The 19,290-nt window shown below is 75.6% G+C and carries 20 protein-coding genes and 1 pseudogene; 9 read left to right on the forward strand and 12 right to left on the reverse strand.

The window, feature by feature from the left end; translation table 11 throughout:
• Nucleotides 1-7: 7 nt before the first annotated feature.
• Nucleotides 8-796: a hypothetical protein gene (locus tag ACFFHU_RS16990; RefSeq protein WP_377340048.1), complete on the forward strand. Its 789-nt coding sequence runs from the start codon at nt 8-10 to the stop codon at nt 794-796.
• An 85-nt stretch (nt 797-881) separates the two neighbouring features.
• Here ACFFHU_RS16990 and ACFFHU_RS16995 read toward each other — a convergent pair whose 3' ends face one another.
• Nucleotides 882-1,310 carry a hypothetical protein gene (locus ACFFHU_RS16995; protein WP_377340050.1) on the reverse strand — a complete coding sequence of 143 codons (429 nt, stop codon included), beginning with the start codon at nt 1,308-1,310 and terminating at the stop codon, nt 882-884.
• A gap of 39 nt (nt 1,311-1,349) precedes the next feature.
• Complete coding sequence (locus ACFFHU_RS17000) at nt 1,350-2,144, reverse strand: lysophospholipid acyltransferase family protein (RefSeq protein WP_377340052.1); 795 nt, start codon at nt 2,142-2,144, stop codon at nt 1,350-1,352.
• A 224-nt stretch (nt 2,145-2,368) separates the two neighbouring features.
• Here ACFFHU_RS17000 and ACFFHU_RS17005 point away from each other — a divergent pair, with 224 nt between their 5' ends.
• Genes ACFFHU_RS17005 through ACFFHU_RS17020 form a run of 4 tightly spaced genes read left to right on the forward strand, consistent with a single transcriptional unit; the run spans nt 2,369 to nt 6,071 of the window.
• Nucleotides 2,369-3,841: a cytochrome ubiquinol oxidase subunit I gene (locus tag ACFFHU_RS17005; RefSeq protein ID WP_377340053.1), complete on the forward strand. Its 1,473-nt coding sequence runs from the start codon at nt 2,369-2,371 to the stop codon at nt 3,839-3,841.
• 24 nt (nt 3,842-3,865) lie between these two features.
• Nucleotides 3,866-4,864, forward strand: a complete 999-nt coding sequence (gene cydB / locus ACFFHU_RS17010) for a cytochrome d ubiquinol oxidase subunit II (protein WP_377340055.1) — start codon at nt 3,866-3,868, stop codon at nt 4,862-4,864.
• Nucleotides 4,865-4,914: 50 nt separating this feature from the next.
• The gene (locus tag ACFFHU_RS17015; protein ID WP_377340057.1) at nt 4,915-5,238 is read left to right on the forward strand and encodes a PadR family transcriptional regulator; all 324 of its coding nucleotides are present in this window, start codon (nt 4,915-4,917) and stop codon (nt 5,236-5,238) included.
• A complete protein-coding gene (locus ACFFHU_RS17020; RefSeq protein WP_377340059.1) occupies nt 5,235-6,071 on the forward strand; it encodes a hypothetical protein in 837 nt (278 codons plus the stop codon). Before ACFFHU_RS17015 ends, ACFFHU_RS17020 begins: the two co-directional genes overlap by 4 nt.
• Before the next feature lie 33 nt (nt 6,072-6,104).
• Here the strand turns inward: ACFFHU_RS17020 and ACFFHU_RS17025 are convergent, their stop codons facing one another.
• The 3 genes from ACFFHU_RS17025 to ACFFHU_RS17035 all read right to left on the reverse strand — a co-directional run bounded on the left by ACFFHU_RS17025 (nt 6,105) and on the right by ACFFHU_RS17035 (nt 8,303).
• Nucleotides 6,105-6,656: an NUDIX hydrolase gene (locus ACFFHU_RS17025; RefSeq protein WP_377340061.1), complete on the reverse strand. Its 552-nt coding sequence runs from the start codon at nt 6,654-6,656 to the stop codon at nt 6,105-6,107.
• 8 nt (nt 6,657-6,664) lie between these two features.
• On the reverse strand, nt 6,665-7,387 hold the full coding sequence (locus ACFFHU_RS17030) for a hypothetical protein (protein WP_377340062.1): 723 nt from the start codon (nt 7,385-7,387) through the stop codon (nt 6,665-6,667).
• Nucleotides 7,388-7,487: 100 nt separating this feature from the next.
• Nucleotides 7,488-8,303: a patatin-like phospholipase family protein gene (locus ACFFHU_RS17035; protein ID WP_377340064.1), complete on the reverse strand. Its 816-nt coding sequence runs from the start codon at nt 8,301-8,303 to the stop codon at nt 7,488-7,490.
• A 260-nt stretch (nt 8,304-8,563) separates the two neighbouring features.
• Between ACFFHU_RS17035 and ACFFHU_RS17040 the strand changes: the two genes are divergently transcribed.
• Nucleotides 8,564-9,295: an SDR family oxidoreductase gene (locus tag ACFFHU_RS17040; RefSeq protein ID WP_377340066.1), complete on the forward strand. Its 732-nt coding sequence runs from the start codon at nt 8,564-8,566 to the stop codon at nt 9,293-9,295.
• 91 nt (nt 9,296-9,386) lie between these two features.
• Here the strand turns inward: ACFFHU_RS17040 and ACFFHU_RS17045 are convergent, their stop codons facing one another.
• Complete coding sequence (locus ACFFHU_RS17045; protein ID WP_377340068.1) at nt 9,387-10,103, reverse strand: hypothetical protein; 717 nt, start codon at nt 10,101-10,103, stop codon at nt 9,387-9,389.
• A 217-nt stretch (nt 10,104-10,320) separates the two neighbouring features.
• Here ACFFHU_RS17045 and ACFFHU_RS17050 point away from each other — a divergent pair, with 217 nt between their 5' ends.
• A complete protein-coding gene (locus ACFFHU_RS17050; protein WP_377340070.1) occupies nt 10,321-11,307 on the forward strand; it encodes a S66 peptidase family protein in 987 nt (328 codons plus the stop codon).
• Between the two features lie 432 nt (nt 11,308-11,739).
• Nucleotides 11,740-12,726, forward strand: a pseudogene (locus ACFFHU_RS17055) (tyrosine-type recombinase/integrase); the annotation flags it as partial.
• Here ACFFHU_RS17055 and ACFFHU_RS17060 read toward each other — a convergent pair.
• The 5 genes from ACFFHU_RS17060 to def form a co-directional block, all read right to left on the reverse strand.
• Complete coding sequence (locus ACFFHU_RS17060) at nt 12,724-13,569, reverse strand: SDR family oxidoreductase (protein WP_377340072.1); 846 nt, start codon at nt 13,567-13,569, stop codon at nt 12,724-12,726. The pseudogene ACFFHU_RS17055 and the gene ACFFHU_RS17060 sit on opposite strands and share 3 nt — an antisense overlap.
• Before the next feature lie 39 nt (nt 13,570-13,608).
• Nucleotides 13,609-14,388: an endonuclease/exonuclease/phosphatase family protein gene (locus tag ACFFHU_RS17065; protein WP_377340073.1), complete on the reverse strand. Its 780-nt coding sequence runs from the start codon at nt 14,386-14,388 to the stop codon at nt 13,609-13,611.
• 275 nt (nt 14,389-14,663) lie between these two features.
• A complete protein-coding gene (locus ACFFHU_RS17070; protein WP_377340075.1) occupies nt 14,664-15,647 on the reverse strand; it encodes an NAD-dependent epimerase/dehydratase family protein in 984 nt (327 codons plus the stop codon).
• 63 nt (nt 15,648-15,710) lie between these two features.
• Nucleotides 15,711-16,409, reverse strand: a complete 699-nt coding sequence (locus ACFFHU_RS17075) for a class I SAM-dependent methyltransferase (RefSeq protein ID WP_377340077.1) — start codon at nt 16,407-16,409, stop codon at nt 15,711-15,713.
• 136 nt (nt 16,410-16,545) lie between these two features.
• Nucleotides 16,546-17,058: a peptide deformylase gene (gene def / locus ACFFHU_RS17080; protein ID WP_377340078.1), complete on the reverse strand. Its 513-nt coding sequence runs from the start codon at nt 17,056-17,058 to the stop codon at nt 16,546-16,548.
• Nucleotides 17,059-17,223: 165 nt separating this feature from the next.
• Between def and ACFFHU_RS17085 the strand changes: the two genes are divergently transcribed.
• Entirely contained in the window at nt 17,224-17,817 is a 594-nt protein-coding gene (locus ACFFHU_RS17085) for a cadmium resistance transporter (RefSeq protein WP_377340080.1), read from the forward strand.
• Here the strand turns inward: ACFFHU_RS17085 and ACFFHU_RS17090 are convergent.
• On the reverse strand, nt 17,783-19,192 hold the full coding sequence (locus ACFFHU_RS17090) for a chorismate-binding protein (RefSeq protein WP_377340082.1): 1,410 nt from the start codon (nt 19,190-19,192) through the stop codon (nt 17,783-17,785). The genes ACFFHU_RS17085 and ACFFHU_RS17090 overlap by 35 nt on opposite strands.
• Nucleotides 19,193-19,290: the final 98 nt, after the last annotated feature.

The raw sequence follows: 19,290 nt of genomic DNA on the forward strand, positions 1-19,290 counted from the left end.
GTACCCGATGCCATCCCCGCACCGGCGGGCCGGCCGGCGGGCCCGGGCGTCCGCCCGGCCCGGCGGGGGCGTCGTGACCGGCCCGGATCCGGCGCCGGTGCGCTGGATCGTCGCCTCGCTGGCCGAGGGGGCGGCCGCGCTGACCGCGCTGGAGCGGGCCGGCTACCGGCCGGTCCGGGGGTTCGGCGCCGGCGGACCGGCCGAGCCGGCCGTGCTGTGGTACGGCCCGGTGCCGGACAGCCAGACGGCCGAGCTGGTGGTCCGGGTGGCCGCCCGCGGCGGTTCGGTGCTGGCGGTGCTGGACCCGGCGGGGCCGCTGGGCCGGGCGCTGGCCGTCGCGCTGCGCCGCTGGGGTCCGGTCCGCGTCGGACCGCCGGATCCGGCCGGCTCGGCGGCCGACCGGTTCGGCGCGGCCGGCGGCGTCGGCAACCGGTTCGGGCCGGCCGACCCCGCGAGCAACCGGTTCGGCCCGGCCGACGCCGCGAGCAACCGGTTCGGCCCGGTGGCCGGCGCGAGCAACCGGTTCGGGCCCGGCACCGGTCCACCCGGCCGGTCGGCCCCGGCGGCCGGCGCGGAAGACCCGCGCGGGGTGCTGGAGCGGCTGGTGCCGGAGCAGCGGGCCCTGTTGAACCGGCTGGCCAACGGGGAGACCATCGCCGCGGCCGCGGCCGCCGAGTTCCTGTCGCTGCGTACCGCCAACCGGCGCATCGCCCAGGTGCGGCACCTGCTCGGGGTGCGCACCACCCGCGACGCCGTGCGCATCTACCTGCGGCAACGCCCACCCCGCACCGGTTGAGCCGGACACCGGACCGCCCCCGGTCCGGCCCGGTCCCTTGCCGGCCCGGCCGCCGAGCCGGTCGGCCAGGGGCTTGACACATGTCCTAGGCGCCCGCCGCCAGAAGCCGGGCCAGGGCGCGCTCGGCGGCCGCGCGGACCCGCGGCACCGGGTCGGCGCGCAGCGTCGCGACCGACTCGGTGAGGTCGCCGACCAGGTGCCGCGCGATGACCTTGGCGGCCATCTCGCGGACCCGCCAGGCCTCGTCGGTCAGGCCCGCCCGGACCGCGTCCGTCGCGCTGGCGTCCCACTCCCAGAGCAGCGCCCGCATCCCCCAGACCCGGAACCAGTACGTGTCCTGGTGCTCGCGGCCGTCGAGGTACTTGGCGGCGCTGCCCCCGGTGAGCGCCCGGACCAGGTCCAGCTCCGACTCGTCGCCCAGCACCAGGCGCACGCAGCCGGCCACGAACTCGGAGCGGCCACGCCGGGCACACTCGGCCGCGGCCCGCTGCCGGGGGGTGCTGGGCTGGGGCACCGACGTACGGTACCCGGGGCCGGGCCGGAGGATGTGTGCTCAGCTGGGGACCGGCGGCTCGGTGCGGCGCCGGTGCGCCCGGCTGGCGTCGACCGGCCGGCTCGGGTCCACATGCCGCGGCCGGTCGGGTTCGTCGGGGCGCAACCCCGCGAGGGCGTCGGTGAGCGCGTCGATGATCCGACCGGTGGCCCGCAGCGCGGCGCCGGGCACGGCCGGATCGAGATCGGCCAGCTCGACCGGGGGGCCGAAGTGCACCCGTACCGTCGGGCGACGCCGGCCCGCGCGGGCCAGTCCGCGCAGCAGGCCGCGGGGCGCGCCGTACGGCGCCAGCTCGTGCGACCCCCACTGGGCCACCGGGATCACCGTGGCCCGGGAGGCCAGCGCCAGCCGGGCGGCGCCGGTGCGGCCCCGCTCCGGCCACATGCCCGGGTCCAGCCCGATGCGGCCCTCCGGATAGACCAGCACCACGGACCCGGCGGTCACCGCGGCGACCGCCTCGGACAGCGCCCTGGCCGCCGTGGCCGTTCGCCGGTCGACCCGGATGTGCCCGCAGGCCCGCATGGCGGCGCCCACCACGGGGGTTCGGAACAGACCGCCGGTGGCCATGATCCGCGGCGCCACCCGGCGGGTCCGGCAGGCGGCGGCCAGCACGATCGGGTCGACCGGGCTGATGTGGTTGGCGGCGAGGATCAGCGGCCCGTCCCGCAGCCCGGGTGGCACGTCGCCGGTGACGCTGAGCCGGGCCACGGCGGCGACGAGGCCGCGGGCCAGGACCTGCAGGAGGCGCCACAGCCGGGGTGGGCGCCACGGGGGGAGCGGGCCGGGGGTGTCCATCAGCCGCCGATCGTCGCACAGCCCCGCCCGCGCCCACCGTCCCGCGGCGCCGTCGGGCAGCCACCGTCCGAGCCGCCGGCCCCGTGCGCCGAGAGCCGGTGCTGTCCGGGCGGGACCGTCCGCCGAGCCGGCGTGTGGCCGAGGGCACGCCGGCACTCCGGTCGGATTTCTACGACAGTCGGTAGTATTTACTACGGGACGTCGTAGACCGGAAGGACCCGCCCGTGGACGCCTTGGATGTTGCCCGGTGGCAGTTCGGTGTCACCACCGTCTACCACTTCCTGTTCGTCCCGCTCACGATCGGCCTCTCCACGCTGGTGGCCGTGCTCCAGACCTGCTGGCACCGCACCGGGGACGCCCGCTACCTGCGCCTCACCCGCTTCTACGGCAAGCTGTTCTTGATCAACTTTGCCATGGGGGTGGTCACGGGCATCGTGCAGGAGTTCCAGTTCGGCATGAACTGGTCGGACTACTCCCGCTTCGTCGGCGACGTCTTCGGCGCTCCGCTCGCCATGGAGGCGCTGCTCGCCTTCTTCCTCGAGTCCACCTTCCTCGGACTGTGGATCTTCGGATGGGATCGGCTGCCCCGCCGGATCCACCTGGCCACCATCTGGGCCGCGGCGCTCGGCTCCACCCTCAGCGCCTACTTCATCCTGGCCGCCAACTCCTGGATGCAGCACCCGGTCGGCTACCGCGTCGACCCGGGCACCGGCCGCGCCCACCTGACCGACATCGGCGCCGTGCTCACCAACAAGGTCGCCCTGGTCACCTTCCCGCACACCCTCGCCGGCGCGTTCCTGGTGGCGGGGTCGCTGATGGTCGCGGTCGCCCTCTGGCATCTGCTGCACGGCACCGCCCACCCCGCCGGCGCCCAGACCGCCGCCGCCGGCAACGCCGACGCGGACCGGCGGGCGTACCGCTTTGCCGCCCGGTTCGGTGCCTGGGTCACGCTCGCCGCCGCGGTCGCCGTCCTGATCACCGGCGACATCCAGGGCAAGGTGATGACCGAGGTGCAGCCGATGAAGATGGCCGCGGCCGAGGCCCTCTACCGCACCGAGCAACCCGCCTCGTTCTCCGTGCTTACCGTGGGCAGCCTGGACGGCAGCCGCGAGGTGTTCGCGCTGAAGATCCCGTACCTGCTGTCCTTCCTGGGCACGGGCGACCCGCACGGCCGGGTCCGCGGCATCAACGACCTGCAGGACCAGTACGCCGCCCAGTACGGCGCCGGCAGCTACACCCCGATCATCCCGGTCACCTACTGGAGCTTCCGCTTCATGATCGCCTTCGGGATGGCGGCCGCGGCCGTGGCGGCCTGGGCGCTGTGGGCCCAGCGTCGCGGCCGCAACCCGGCCGACGCCCGGGGCAGCCGCTGGCTGCTGCGCGCCGGGCTGATCATGCCGCTGCTGCCGCTGGTGGCCAACATCTTCGGCTGGGTCTTCACCGAGATGGGCCGCCAGCCCTGGGTGGTGTTCGGCGAGATGCTCACCCGCGACGGCGTCTCGCGCAGCGTCGGCCTCGCGGAGGTGCTCACCTCGTTCACGGCCTTCACCCTGATCTACGCCGTCCTCGCGGTGGTCGAGGTGAAGCTGCTGCTGCGCTACGCCCGCGCCGGGCTGCCCGGCGCCGCCGAGGCCACCCCCACGCCGCCGGACCGGCACGACGACGACGCCGACCGGCCCCTCGCCTTCGCCTACTGACCGCACCGACCGGAAGGCGCCGCCATGGACCTGCCCACCGTCTGGTTCCTACTCATCGCCGCCCTGTTCACCGGCTACTTCGTGCTGGAGGGCTTCGACTTCGGCGTCGGGATGCTGCTGCCGGTCCTCGGCCGCGACGACCGGGAACGCCGGGTGCTCATCAACACCATCGGCCCGGTCTGGGACGGCAACGAGGTGTGGCTGATCACCGCGGCCGGCGCCATGTTCGCGGCGTTCCCCGCCTGGTACGCCACCGTCTTCTCCGGCTTCTACCTGCCGCTGCTGCTCATCCTGCTGGCCCTCATCGGCCGCGGCGTGGCCTTCGAGTACCGGCACAAGCGCCCCGAGGCCGCCTGGAAGCGCCGTTGGGACACCGCCATCCTGGTCGGGTCGCTCGTCCCGGCCGTGCTGTGGGGGATCACCCTCGCCAACATCGTGCGCGGCGTGCCGCTGCACGCCGACGGGGACTACGCCGGCGGGCTGGCAGACCTGCTCACCCCGTACGCGCTGCTTGGCGGCCTGACCACCGCGGCGCTGTTCGGCACCCACGGCGCCGTCTTCCTGGCCCTCAAGACCGCCGGCGACCTCCGGCGGCGCGCCGGCACGCTCGCCGCCCGGCTCGGCGCCGGCGCCACCCCGCTGGCCGCCGGGTTCCTGGCCTGGACCCTCGCGTTGCGGCCGGGCGTGGCCGCCGCCGCGCTCGCGGTGGCCGCCACCGCAGCTCTGGTGGCCGGGACCGCCGCCGCCCGGGTACGCCGGGAGGGCTGGGCCTTCACCGGCACCGCCACCGGGATCGCGCTCACCGTGGCGACCCTGTTCGCGGCCCTGTTCCCGGACGTCCTGCCGTCCACGCTGGCGGCCGCCGGCACGCTGACCGTGCAGAACGCCGCCTCCGGCCCCTACACCCTGCGGATCATGACTTGGCTGGCGGCGTTCGCCACCCCGGTCGTGCTGCTCTACCAGGGCTGGACCTACTGGGTGTTCCGCCGGCGCATCGGCGTCGAGCACATCCCGGAGCACTGAGCACCGCGCCACCCTATGCAGAACTAGGAATAGCTATATAGAGTACGGGCATGGCTGCCCTCCGGATGACCACGCCGCGACTGCTGGTGCTGCAGGCCCTGCTCGACGACCCGGAACGGGAGCGGTACGGCCTCGACCTGGCCACCGCGGCGGGCCTGGAACCGGGCACCATCTACCCGATCCTGGTGGCCTTCGAAAACGCCGGCTGGCTGCGCAGCCGGCAGGAGCAGATCGACCCGCACCAGGCGGGCCGCCCCCGCCGGCGGTACTACACGCTCAGCGCCGAAGGGGTCGCCGCCGCCCGCGACGCGCTGGCGGCCAGCGCCCGGCGCCGGGAGCGCCGCGCGACCGCCACCCGGAAGCTGGCGTGGTGACCGGCCGCCGCGGCCGGGCCGCGCGGAAGCCGCCACCCGGCGCCCGCCTGGAACGGGCGCTGGTGGCCGCCCTCGGATCCGCGCTGCCGGCGCACTTCCGTGCCCGGCAACGGGCCGAATGGGAGGCCGACCTGGCCGAGCTGGCCCTGGACGGCCGGCCCGCCACCCGGTGGCGGTACCTGCTGGCCGCCGCCCGCACCCTGCCCACGCTGCGCGCCGTGGCCCGGCACGCCCGGGTCGACGGCCCCGGCGCCCTGCCCACGCCGGCCACCCCCACCGCCCGGACGCTGGCCTGGGTGACCGCCACCAGCCTCGGCTGGACGCTGCTGAGCTGGGCCGTCGTGATCGCCGGCCCCTACCTGGCCCTCGACGTACCGGCCCGGCTCGCCGCCGGCGTCGAGAGCGACCCGAAGGGGATGTGGCCGATCGGCGACCCCGCCCTGCCCTTGCCGCTGCGGATCGCCCTGGCGCTCGGCTGCTATGCCGCCACCGGGATGGACATCCTGCTGCTCGGCGTGACCGGCATGGTGGCCCTCTGCCTCGTGCTGAGCGCGCCCCGCCCGGACCGCCAGCGCGCCCTGGAGCGGTCCGTGGTCATCGGAACGGCGGCCCTGGCACTGATGGTGGCCGACGCGTTCGCCTCGCTGACCTTCCCGTTCACCGGTCTGGCGCTCACCGTCACCGGGATCACCGCGGCGGCCCTCGCGGTGGGCCGGTCCGGGCTGCCCGCGCGCTGGCGCATCGTGCTGGGCGCCCTGGCGGCCGCCGGCATCGCGGTGGTCATCACCGACAACACCGTCGGAACGGACATGATCGTCTGGTTCCGCGACTGACCCCGCCGGACGTCCCGCCGACCCACGGCGGCATCACCCGTCGCCGGCGAGCAGCCCCATCGCCGCGGCCAGCCGCACCACGTCACCATCGACCGGATCATGACCGTCCAGATAGGCCGCCGCTTCCTGCGGCCGCAACGCCAACACCTCCACCACCCGTTCACCGTCCGGCGGGTTCACCGGCGGCCCGTCCCGACACACCCGCGCCACCCCGTACGCCCAGTACGACCGGGGATGCGGCAGATGCGGCCGGAACGGCCCCGGCCGAGCGCTGTCGGCCACGAACGCTCCCAGATAGCGCGGCCCGTCCAGCAGCCGCGCGCCCGCCTCCTCCCGCAGCTCCCGCGCCACCAGCTGCGGCACCGACTCTCCGGGCTCCCGCGTCCCGCCCGGCAGGAACCGCCACCCCTGGGCACTGCGGCACACGAGCATTCGGCCGTCCGCCGTCACGGGCACCACATGCATCCGGGAGACGAGTTCCGCCGGCACCGGCTCGGTGGTGAACCGGACCCGGCAGTCCGCGTAGCCGACATGGGCCTCGGTGAACAACCGGGGGAACCGGCCCGGCCAGTCCTGCTCACCCATTCGGAACCTCAGCCGGCGTCGCGCAGCTCGGCCAACCGGGACTCGATCTCGGCCAGCTCGGCGCGCAACTTCTCCGCCTGCTGCTCGGCCTCGGCCCGCTCGGCCGCCATGATCTGCTCGACCGCCTCGCGCACCCCCGGCACGTCGACCAGGGCCACCATCCGCAGCGCCTCGGCCGGCTTCACCACGTACGGCTTGGCCAGCGACTTGCTGCCCTGCGTGGCGGCCACCGTCCACTCACCCTCGGCGTAGGACAGCGTGACCGTCAGCCCCGCCGGACCCTTCGCCCGGGCCGGTCGGGCCGGGCGCCGGGCCGGCTTCTCCACCGGGGTCGTCTCCGCCTGCTCCTGCGTGGACACCGACGCCTCCTTGGGCTCCCGGCGCTGCGCGGGCACGGGCTCCCGGGTCACCAGGAACTCCGGCTCGGGTCGGGCCGGCGGCTCGGGCTCGGGCTCCGGATCGGACTTGGCGGCCGCCCGCCGTCCGGCCCCCTTCGGCGGGATCGCCAGATCGGTGGGGGAGAACGGCAGCTCGTCCCGCCCGAACCGCACCACCAGCCACTCGTCCGACACGGCCGGATCGGTCAGCTCCACCACCTGGCCGACCTGACCGGCGATCTGCCCGGCCGACTCGGTGAACATCACCCTCGGCTTACGCCCCGTCGCGAGCGTGTCGCGGATGTGCTGCAACTCCTCGGGCGCCAGACCCGGGGCCGTGGTACGCGCGGCCATCGAAACCTCTTTCGTACACGTGTATGAGAACGGGTACCTTACTACCAGGTCCGTCCGACATCCCGCACGTCGACACCCGCCGCGCCGCGACAGCGTACGCTCATCCGGACCGACCGCCCCAGATCGCCGCCACCTCGGCCCGGGCCGCCACGCCCTGCGCCCAGCCGGCCCGGGCCGCAGCCGCCCGCCGCGCCGGGTCCAGCACGTTGCGCCCGATCGCGGCCCGCGCCGCCCGGTCCGGGCGCAGCGCCACCACCCGCGCCGAGCGCCGCAGCCGCCGCACCTGCGCGGCCAGGCCGATCCCGAGTGGCGCCACCACCAGCACCGGGTCGTGCCCGTCCGCCAGGTCGGCGTTGGCGGCCGAGCGGACGCCGCCGTCGACGAACCGCCGTCCCCGCACGCTCATCGCCGGCCACACCATCGGCACCGCGCAGCTGGCCGCAACCGCGTCCACCAGGGACACCCCGGAGTCCGCGCCGAACACCACGAACCGGCCCGACTCCGCGTCCACGGCGGTCACCCGCAGCGCCGGCCCGGCCGGCCACCGGTCCACCGGCAACCGGCCGGCGATCACCGCCCGCCGCACCGACTCGTCCACCGTCCGTGCCGCCAGCGCGTACCGGCCGATCCGGGCCCGCGCCCGGACCGGGTCCCGGTGCCGGGCCAGCGCCCATCCCCAGCGCAGCAGCACCGCCGGCCCGATCCGCGCCGGCAGCTCGCCGTCCGGCGGCGTCAGCTGCCGCTCGAACAGCCGCTCGATCGGCTCGCCCGCGGCCAGCTGCGCGCCCACCACGGCGCCGGCCGACGTGCCGACCAGCAGAGCGGCACGATCCAACCCGATCCCGCCGGCCGACAGGGCCGCCAGCACCCCCGTCTCCCAGGCCACCCCGGTCACCCCGCCACTGCCTAGGACCAACGCCGGACCCGACACCCGCGCACCTCCCGCTCTCGCCGCTGCCGCGGCCACCCGCCACGACCTCACCACCCGTACCCCGCGAAACGGCGCCGCACCACCCGCCGCACCATCCCGCCCGGCGCGGCGGCGGTGAGCCGCGTCATCGCGACGCCGCGGCCACCGCCGCTAGGGTCGGTGTCGACCTCCCCGCCCGCAAGGCCGCGGAGGTCCACACCGGCCGGTGCTCGGCGGGTCAACCAGGGGAGAGGGGAGCCCATCCGATGAGTCCGGTAACCGTCGTCACCGGGGGCAGCCGGGGGATCGGCGCCGCCACGGCCCGCCGGCTCGCCGCGGCCGGTCACCACATCGTGCTCGGCTACCACGGCAACCACGCCGCCGCCCGGGCCGTCCTCGCCGATGTCCACGCCGCCGGCCGGCGGGGCGCCGCCGTACCCGGCGACACCGCCGAGCCCACCGACGTGGTCCGACTGTTCGACGCAGCGGCCGAGTTCGGGCAGCTGACCGGGCTGGTCAACAACGCCGGCGTGGGCGGCAGCCGCACCGGCCCGCTGGCCGACCTGCGCGTCGAGGACCTGCGCCGCGTGATCGACGTCAACCTCGTGGGCTACCTGCTCTGCGCCCAGCAGGCCGCCCGGCGGATGAGCGCCGGTGGCGCGATCGTCAACGTCTCGTCCGGCGCGGCGACCCTCGGCGGACCGAACGAGTACGTCCACTACGCCGCCACCAAGGCCGCCACCGACGCGCTCACCGTCGGGCTGTCCAAGGAGCTCGGTCCGCGCGGCATCCGGGTCAACACCGTCGCGCCCGGCATCATCGACACCGAGTTCCACGCCGGCGTCGGCAACCCGGACAAGGCCACCGCCGCCGCCGCGCGGATCCCGATGGGCCGCGCCGGCACCGCCGAGGAGATCGCCGGCGCCATCGCCTGGCTGCTGGGCCCCGACTCGTCGTACGCCAGCGGCGCCATCCTGCGGGTGGCCGGCGGCCTCTGAGCCCCGGCCGCACCGGGACCGGCCGTCCGTCGCACGATGCGCCGGCCGCCGGCATCGTCGCGGTTCGCGGACCGCGGGCAGACCGTCCCCGTCAGCGGCCGACCCGGCCGGCGCCCGTCGACAGCCGCGCCCCGAAATCCTTGGCGACCGCCGCCAGCGTGCTCGGACCCTCGGCCAGGAACCAGTGGGAGTGGAAGACGCCGGTCACCCACTCCAGGCTGGCCGGCGCCGCCACCGGGCCGACCGGGAACCGGGCCGAGAAGTAGACGTCCCCACCGAACGGCGCCCCGGCCGCGAGCGCGGCCGGGGTCGGGATCAGCGACTCGACCCCCAGCACCGCGTACGCCGGGTCGAGCGTCGTACACAGCGCCCTCAGCTGCCGCAGCACGACCCGCTGATGGGCCCTGGCGCGGCGGCGGATGTCCCGGTCCCAGGCGAAGCGGGGAATGCCCCAGCAGTCGGCGGCCATCGTGACCAGCACCGGGTGCCGTTCCGGTGGTTCCGGACCGTCCGGGGTCGCCTCGAACTCCACAGTGGTCGGCCCCGCCCCGGGCACCTCCAGATCCAGGCCGTACGCCCGGCCGCCGGCGGCCCGCCGGCGCACCTCCGCAGCTGGCAGGCCCTCGGCGCCGCCGCGCCGCGTGACCAGGTCGCTCTTCCACGCGAACAGCTGACCGGGCTCGCCCTCAACGAACTCGCCGGTGTACGTCGCGCCGCCAGCCACCAGCACGTCGGCGACCGCCAGAAGCCCGGCTGGCCGGTCGAGCCACAACCCGAGGGTGAACAGCGCGCCCAGCGGCGTTTTCATGTCGTCCCCGCCAACCTCGTCACCGCCGACAGCATAACGACGGCAGGGCGCCGCACCGCCGCACCGGGACACCCCCGCGACGGTCCGGCAGCACCCGGATCAGGCCACCAAACCAGGGCCGCGGGACCCGGGTCAGGCCGCCAAACCAGGGCCGGGGACCCGGTCGCCGACCGGCAACCCCGTGTCGGGCCGCCGCGCGCCCTGGAACACTGCGGCGGTGACCGGTGCCCCGCCGCTTCGACCCCGGGCCCTGCGGCCGGGGGACCTCGTGGTCATCGCCGCGCTCTCCGGACCGCTGCACGCCGCGTACGAGCCCGATCTGGAACGCGCCGTCGTCGTGCTGCAGGGGATGGGGTTCCGGGTGCGCCGCGCGCCGCTGCTGCAGGCCGGCCGCCGCCGCTGGTGGAGCGCGGCCACGCCGGGCGAGATCGCCGCCGAGCTCAACGCGCTGCTGCGGGATCCCGAGGTACGCGCCATCGTGGCGCACGACGGCGGCCAGACGGCCCTGGGCTACCTCGACCTGATCGACGTGGCGGCCATCGTCGCCGACCCCAAGCCGATCCTGGGCTACAGCGACATCTCGCTGCTGCATCTGGTGCTGCACGCCCGCACCGGGCTGGTCGGCTTCCACGCCGACCTGGCCACACCCGGGCTCGGCGGCGCCTGGCAGGCCGTGCCCCCGGCGCGCAGGGCGGAGCTCGAGCGGCTCTACACGGGCCTACTGACCGGCACGGCACCGATCGGCGCGCTGCCGACCAGCCCGTCCTGGGAGTGCTGGCGGGCCGGCCGGGCCGAGGGCCCGCTGATCGGCGGCGTCATCAACCGCATCGTGCTGGTCCAGGCCACCCCGTACGCGCTGCCGCCGGACCGGTTCGACGGCGCCGTGCTGTTCTGGGAGGAGATGGGTGGCCAGGCCTCGTACGTGTGGAGCTACCTGCACGTGCTGCGGCACGCCGGCGTCCTGGACCGGATCGCCGGCATGGTGGTGGGGGTCCCGTACGCGATCGAGGGGTTGGGGGGCGGCGACGGAGCGCCGACCCTGCCGGAGATCGTGCTCGACGTGCTCGGCGGCCGGGACATCCCGGTGCTGGGCAATGTGGAGTTCGGCCACGCCGGCCCGAACCTGCCGTTGCCGGTCGGCATCCGCGCCGGCCTGGACGCGGGCCGGCGCACGTTGTCGCTGCTCGAACCGGCAGTCCGGTAGTTGTTCGATAATGTACATTATGTCAACCTGACGCTCCGGAGGCTGATCCGAGGCCGGCCCAGGTTCGCTCCGCGCCCCGAACGATCGAAGCGGGCCTCTCTTGGCCGCGCGGCGGCTGCCGCGGCGCTCACCTGCCCTCGGCGTGGCCAGCCAGCCGCGTGCCGGCCGCCTGCAGCCGGGCGACGAGCAACTCGCCGCGAGCCTGGGCTGACCATCGGACGCCGCGGCCGGCGCGCGGACAACTGCGCCGCCGCGGTGATCCGATCCAGCGGCGCGTCGGTCGACGCAGACATCCCCCGGCACATCCTGAACCGAAACGGTCCGCGACATGACGGTTCGGTCCAGGATCTCGGCGACGTCTGCGCGCGGGCGCGACGGGAACTCCTCGGCCACGTCTGGTCCGATATCCAAAAATCATGCATAATATTTCTTATGCATGACAAAGGTGACGAAACGGTCGCACGGTTGATCGACGCCTTTCTCACCTCCCGGGCGACCCGCAAGCCCTCCCCGCACACCCTGGCCGCGTACCGCCGGGATCTGGCCGCGATCGCGGGCCTCGTCGCGGCCGCCGAGGCCCCGCCCCTCCCCCTGGCCGCGCTCCCCCTCGCGGCGCTGCACACCCGGGCGCTGCGCACGGCGTTCGCCCGGTTCGCCGCGGACCGCGCGGCCGCCTCGATCCACCGCGCCTGGTCCACCTGGAACGGGTTCTTCACGTTCCTGGTGGCCGAGGGGGTGCTCGCCGGCAATCCGATGTCCGCGGTGGACAAGCCGCACGTGCCACTCCCCCCGCCCAAGCCGTTGCGCGGCGCCGACACCCCCGAGCAGCTGCTCACCGCCGTGTCCCGGGCCGACGAACGGCAGCGCGACCCGTGGCCGGAGCGGGACGTGGCGGTGCTGGCCCTGGCGCTGTGCGCGGGCCTGCGGCTGGCGGAGCTGCTGGACCTGCGGGTGTCGTCGGTGGGTGGCCGGCCCGGCGAGCGCCGGGTGGACGTGACCGGCAAGGGCGGCCGGACGCGGGTCGTACCGATCGAGCCGGAGCTGGACGCGGCCGTGACGGCGTACCTGGACAGCCGGCGGCGCCGGTTCGGCGACCGCGGCGTGCGGGCGGACGCGCCGCTGCTGGTCGACCGGTACGGCGCGCCGCTGCGCCGGGGTGGGCTGCAATATCTTGTGCGCTCGTGTTATCGGCGGGCCGGGATCATGGATCGGGTGCCGCGGGGCGCGCAGCTGCACGCGTTGCGGCACACGTTCGCGACCAGGTTGGCCGAGGACGGGGCGAACGCCTCGGAGATCATGCGGTTGCTGGGGCACGCGAGCCTGGCGACGAGCCAGAACTACATCGAGGTGACGGCGGAGCAGCAGCGGGCGGCGGTGCGGTCCAACCGGACCAACCGGTCGCTGGGTCGGCTGTTGTCAGTCGAGCCAGGTCGTGGTGAGACCGGTGACGCGGCTGCCGTCCAGGTCGGCGAGTTTGATGGCGGTGAACTGCCGGGCGGTGTCGCTGGTCTGCAGCCGTAGCTGCGGCTGATCGGCGGTGAGCGCGGTCAGCACGGTGGCGGCGGCGTCCTGCGGGGTCTGCGCGTTGGCGAAGGCGCCCGCGGTGCGGTCCAGGTAGGCGCGCAGCTGGGGGGCGTACCGGCCGGCGCGGTCGAGGCGTTCGGCGGCGTCGCCGCCGCCGACGTTGGCGACGAACTCGCTGCCGACGGCGCCCGGTTCGACGATGACGACGGTGACGCCGTGGCGGGCGAGGACGGGGTACAGGGATTCGAGGTATCCCTCTACGGCGAACTTCGCGGCGCAGTAGGCCTCGTTGAAGGGTTGGCCGACGACGCCGCCGACGCTGCTGATGGTGATGATCCGGCCTCGGCTGGCCCGCAGGTGGGGCAGGGCGGCGCGGGTGACGGTGAGGACGCCGAAGAAGTTGACCTCGACGACGGCGCGGATGTCGTCGATGGTGTCGGTTTCGAGGGTGCCGAGGTGGCCGGCGCCGGCGTTGTTGATCAGGGCGTCGAGGTGGCCGTGCTCGGCGATGACGGCCTCGATGCAGCTGTCGATGGTGTCGGGCCGGGTGACGTCGAGCGCGTGGATGTCGATGTGGTCGGCGACGCCGGCCTGCGCGGCGGCGTCGCGGAGCCGGTCGGCGCGGTCGGGGTCGCGCATGGTGGCGATGGTGGTCCAGCCGGCGCCGGCGGTGGCCAGCGCGGTGGCCAGGCCGATGCCGCTGGAGGTGCCGGTGATCAGGACGGTGCGGCGGGACACGGTGCGAAGGTATCAGCGCCGCGGGGTGCCCGCGCCGGTTCAGGCGAGGTCGACGACCAGGGGGCGGTGGTCGGAGATGGCGGCGGCGGGGGTGCTGACGGCGCTGACGGCGGCGAGCCGGTCGCCGCCGAGCGGGTCGAGCAGAATGTGGTCGAGTTGGACCCGGGGTTGGCTGGCCGGGTAGGTGGGTTGCCGGCCGAGGGTGCGCCAGCCGGAGACGGCGGCGGCGAGCCCGGCGGGCAGGTTGAGGTCGCCGAGCAGGATGCGCGGGGCGGGCAGTTCGCGCAGGGCGCGGACGACCTGGCGGAGCTGCCAGATGTTCCAGCCGGGGACGAAGGACAGGTGGGTGGCGGCGGCCGTGAGGGGGCCGAACGGGGTGTCCAGGACGGCGGCGAGGACCACTCGGGGTTCGTCGCGCAGCAGGATGAGCCGGCCGCGGGGTCCCTGGATCCGGACGGGTGAGCGGACGGGGGCGGCGCGCATCCGGGTGATCCGCCAGGCGCGGGCCGGGTACCGGCTGACCAGGCCGACGCCGTAGCACGGCTCGCCGTGGCCGTCGTCGTCGTGGGTGAGGGGCCGGAAGTGGAAGCCGGGGGTGCCGACGACGGCGGCCGCGAACTGGTGGCTGGGCGCGTCGAGGGCCCGGGCGGCGACGGCCGTGAGGTCGAGGTGGCCGCTGCGGGACTGGTCGCGGTCGACCTCCTGCAGGGCGAGGATGTCGGCGTCGAGCGCGTGTACGGCGGTGGTGAGGCGGTTCGGGTCCACCAGGCCGTCGGAGATCGAGCGGCCGTGGAGCAGGTTGAAGGTCGCCAGACGCACCCCTGCACCCTACGGGGCGGGATGGCAGGCTTGCCGGGTGATCAAGCTGTTGTGCTGTTCGATGCTGGTGTTCGTGGCGGTGGCCATGGTGGGAATGGCGGTGCGCCGGCAGCGCGGCCGGTGAGTCCGGGCGCCGCCGGCGCCGCCGGCATCCTGCGGCCGGGTCCCGCCAGCGGGCGTCCCGCGCCCGCGTCCCGCCGGCGGTACGGCCCGGGCGGGTCACGGCCGTACGACCGGTGGCCGGTCCCGGCCGCGGGCTGGGGCGGCAGGCCGGGTCAGGAGGGTGCGGCCAGCAGCGCGGCCTCGCGGTCGGGGTCGAGGCCGGCCCGTGGCCGGTCGGGCCGCTGCGGCGCGGCGGGCAGATCGCGCAGCCAGGTCCAGGTGTCGGTGACGGTGTCGGTGACCGGGCGGCAACGCAGGCCGGCGGCGAGGGCCCGGCTGACGTCACCGCGGTGCATGGTGTCGTGCTGCTCGCCGGGTGGCAGCCAGACGGGCAGCTCGGTCCACGGTTCGATGCCGGCCGCGAGGATCCGGTCCGGGTCCCACCAGCGCAGGTCGGCGGTCGAGCCGGTGGCCGTGGCGCAGGCGTGCAGCAGTTCGCCCATGGTGGTGTGGCCGCTGGGGCTGACCACGTTGTAGGGGCCGTGCCGGCCGGCGGCGAGGGCGTCGAGGGTGAACGCGGCCAGGTCGCGGGCGTCGATGTACTGCAGGGGCAGGTCGGCGGGTCCGGGGGCCAGCACCGGGCCGCCGCGGGCGATGCGGTGCAGCCACCACGGCAGCCGGCCGACGTTTTCGCCGGGGCCGAGGACCAGGCCCGCGCGGACCAGCAGGGCGTGCTCGCCGTACGCGCCGGTGGCGGCCAGCTCGCCGCCGCGTTTGGCCTGCGGGTAGTCCACGTCCCCGGCGTCGGCCGACCCGTCGACCAGTGGGCCGTCCTCGGGCAGCCCGGGCGGGGCCGGGTAGGCGTACACGGATCGGCTGGAGATGTAGGCGTACCGGTGGGCGCGCCCGGTCAGCAGCGCGGCGGCGTCGCGGACCGCGCGGGGGGCGCCGGTCCAGGTGTCCACGACGGCGTCCCACTCCCCCTCGCGCAGCGCGTCGAGGTCGGCGGTGGCGCGGTCGCCGTGCCGGACCTCGACACCGGCCGGCGCCGGGTGCCGGCCGCGGTGGAAGACGGTGACGGGCCAGCCGCGGCCGGTGGCGGCCGCGGCGATGGCGCGGCCGACGAACTCGGTGCCGCCGAGGATGAGCAGTCGCATGCGGTCGATCATGCGACCGGCGCGCGGCTGGCCGGAAGGGTGTCCTGCTGTGGGCAGAAAACGCTACCGGCGTACGCAGGTGTAGGCGGCGTAGACGCCGGCCCGGTAGTCGGCGTCGAGGATGTCGAAGCCGGCGGCGTCGAGCATGGGTTCGAACAGCCAGCGGTACGTGCTGAACTCGGTGCGCAGGTGGGTGACCAGGTCGGCGCGGGTGTAGCCGGCGGCGGGGTCGGTGATGGTGTTGCCGGCCAGCCACCGGTCGACGAAGTCGGTCATCTGCGCCGGTGACACGTCGAAGATGAGGTCGCGCAGCCGCAGCAGCCCGCCGGGACGCAGGATGGCGGCGATGCGGTGCAGGGCGATGGGTTTGTACAGGTCGGGCAGTTGGTGCAGGGCGTGCCGGGTGTGTACGGCGTCGGCGGCTGGTCCGGTGTGCCGGTAGCTGAGGAAGCCGGCCTGCTCGACGGTGATGTTGCGCAGGTCCGTGTCGGCGGCGCGTCGGGTCAGCCGGGTGAGCATGGCCGGGGAGACGTCGGCGGCCACGACCCGGTGGACGTGCGGGGCGATGGCGAGGGTGAAGGTGCCGGTGCCGGCGGCGAGGTCGACCACGGTGGCGTCGGCGGCCAGGCCGTGGGCGCGCAGCAGCGCCACGTCGTCGCCCGGGTCGGTGCCGGACTTGCGGTCGAAGCCGGCGACGTAGGCGGGGTCGAGGTGTTCGGGCCCGGCGAAGTCCAGCTCGTCGATCATCCATGGCGTGGTCATCCGTCGAGGGTGGCAGCGGGGTGCGGCCCGGAACCATCGATTTTCGCGCCGGTACGTGGGCCTCCGGCGCCCTGCTCCGCCGTGCTCGGCGGCCTCGATACGGTCGGGGCTGGTGGACCGGGCCGGCGGGTGGCGGTCAGCCGTTGCGGCCGGGTGCGGCGAACCGGCCGCCGCGGATCTGCCGCAGGGCCTGCCGGCGGGTGTCGCCGCGCAGGATGTCCACGTAGAGCCGGCCGTCGAGGTGGTCGTACTCGTGTTGCAGGGCGCGGGCCAGGAAGCCGCTGCCGTGGATCACCACCGGTTCGCCGTGCTGGTCGAAGCCGTGCGCGGTGACGTGCATGGCGCGCGGGGTCGGGAAGTACAGGCCGGGGATGGACAGGCAGCCCTCGTCGTCGGTCTGCTGTTCGGCGGAGTGGTCCGTGAGGGTGGGGTTGACCAGGTGGCCCTGGCTGCCCTCGACGGCCCAGGCGAAGACCCGGGCGGTGACCCCGATCTGCGGCGCGGCCACGGCGGCCCGGCCGGGTGCGCCGACGGTGGTGTCCAGCAGGTCGGCGACCAGGGCGCGCAGTTCGGCGTCGAAGCTGGTGACCGGGTCGCACTCGGTGCGCAGCACGGGGTCGCCGAGGATCCGGATGGGCCGCATCGTCATGACCGGAAGGCTAGCTGTTCGTTACCCACCCCGGCCATCCCGCCGCGCGGTCGGCCGGCCCCAGCGAAAGGAAGGGACCCCTGTTATCGGTTTTTGTATAGGAGGGGGCCCTTCCTAACATGTCAGCCGGAGACGGTCGCGGGCGCGCCGGCGGGGGGAGATCGGGTGTCGCTGACGCTGCTGGTGCAGGCCGCCGGGATGTTCGCGGTGACCAACGTCGACGACCTGCTGGTGCTGGCGGTGTTTTTCGGCCGGGCCGCGGGCGGCCAGGCCGGTGCCGGGCGGGTGGTGCTCGGTCAGTACCTCGGCTTCGCCGGGATCCTGCTCGTGTCGATCGCGGGCGCGCTCGGCGCCGGGCTGCTGCCCGCGACGTTCGTCCGTTATCTGGGGCTGCTGCCGCTGGCGCTGGGCATCCGGGCCGCGGTCACGGCGTGGCGGGAGCGGCGCGCCGGCGAGCCGGACCGACCGGTCGGCGCGGGTCCGGGCGCGCTGCAGGTCGCGGCGGTCACCTTCGCCAACGGCGGCGACAACATCGGGGTGTACGTGCCGGTGTTCACCGTCGTCGGGCTGCGCGGGACGACCGCGTACGTGGCCGTGTTCCTCGTCGGGGTCGGGCTCTGGTGCGCCGCCGGGCGGTTCCTGGCCACCCGCCCGGTCATCGCCCGGGCCCTGTCCCGGTGGGGGCACGTCGTCCTGCCGGTCGTCCTCATCGGCATCGGTGTGCTCATCCTTCTCCGGGGCGGCGGCGCCGGCCGCTGACGACCGCCGCCGCCGGGCCGGGCGGCGCGAGCGCGGCGCGCAGCGGAGCGGCCTTGGCGGCGGCCTCGGCCACCTCGGCGGCCGGGTCGCTGCCCCAGGTGATGCCGCCGCCGGCCCACAGGTGCAGTCGCCGGGCGTCGGCGGCCGCGGTGCGAATGGTCAGCCCGAGATCCAGCCCGTCGCCGTCGAACCAGCCGAAAGCGCCCATCGCCGGTCCCCGGCCGACCGGTTCGAGATCGGCGAGCACGCCGAGGGCGGCCAGCTTGGGCGCGCCGGTGACCGAGCCGCCGGGGCAGAGCGCGCGCAGCAGGTCGGCCAGCCCGGTGCCGGGCCGCAGCGTGGCCGAGACGCTGGACTCGGCCTGCCACAGGTCGCACCAGCGCCGGATGCCGAACAGCTCGTCCACCCGTACGGTGCCGGTGCGGGCCACCCGGGACAGGTCGTTGCGGGCCAGGTCCACGATCATCACGTGTTCGGCGCGTTCCTTGGCCGAGGCCAGCAGCTCGCGCCGGCCCGCCGCGGTGGCCGGCCGGGTGCCCTTGATCGGCCGGGTGTCGGCCCGGCCGGCGCGGACCCGCACCAGCGTCTCCGGGGAGGCGCAGGCGACCGCCCAGCCGGGCCCGGTGAGCAGCCCGCCGTAGCGGGCCCCGGGCAGCGCGGCCAGCCGGCGCAGCGCCGGCAGCGGGTCGCCCCGGTAGGCGGCGCTGGCGTGGCCGACCACATTGACCTGGTACACCGCGCCGCGGGCGATCTCCCGACGGACCCGCCGGACCGCGTCCGCGTGCGCTTCCTCGGTCCAGCTCGGCCGCCAGGGACCGAGCGCCCAGTCGCCGATGGCGCCGGGCGACCCGCCGCGATCGGCGGCCGCCGGGCCGGACGCCGGTGGCCGGGCGGCCGCGCCCGGCGCCCCGGCGGACCCGCTGTCCGGCGGCGCGCGGTGCGGGTCGGCCGCGGCCGCGTCGTGCGGGTTCATCACGGCCCCGCCATCCGGGGTCGCCGCGGGCGCGCGGTGCGGGTCGGCCGGGTGTGCCGGCGGGGACGGCAGCGCGGCGCCATCGGCGTGGCCGTACACGACGGCCACCAGATCCGGTACGGCGGGCGCGGGGGTGGCGGGTCCGGCCGGCGCCCCGGCCATCCGGGCGGCGGCGGCCGCGGAGATCAGCAGCGCCGCCCCGCACGGCGTGCCGGGCCGGTGCGGCCGGTCCGGTCCGGTCCGGGACAGGTCGTCGGCCGGCAGGCCGTGCCGGGTGAGGAAGTCGGTCAGTAGCCGGGCCGGGTCGCCGCCGTCGGCGACCCGCCACTGCAGCCGCGCGGTCTCCACGGGCGCCGCGGCGCAGGTCGGCCCGGGGGGCGTACCGTTGGTTACGGACAGCAACGACGGAGGGACCGGGAGCGGGTGTGGGAGCGTTTCCATACGACCGGACCTTTTTCCCTCATCCGTTGGGAGGATTCTGCCGTACTCCCGGCCGGATG

It is taken from the genome of Plantactinospora siamensis (assembly GCF_042434095.1).
Lineage (GTDB): Bacteria > Actinomycetota > Actinomycetes > Mycobacteriales > Micromonosporaceae > KBS50.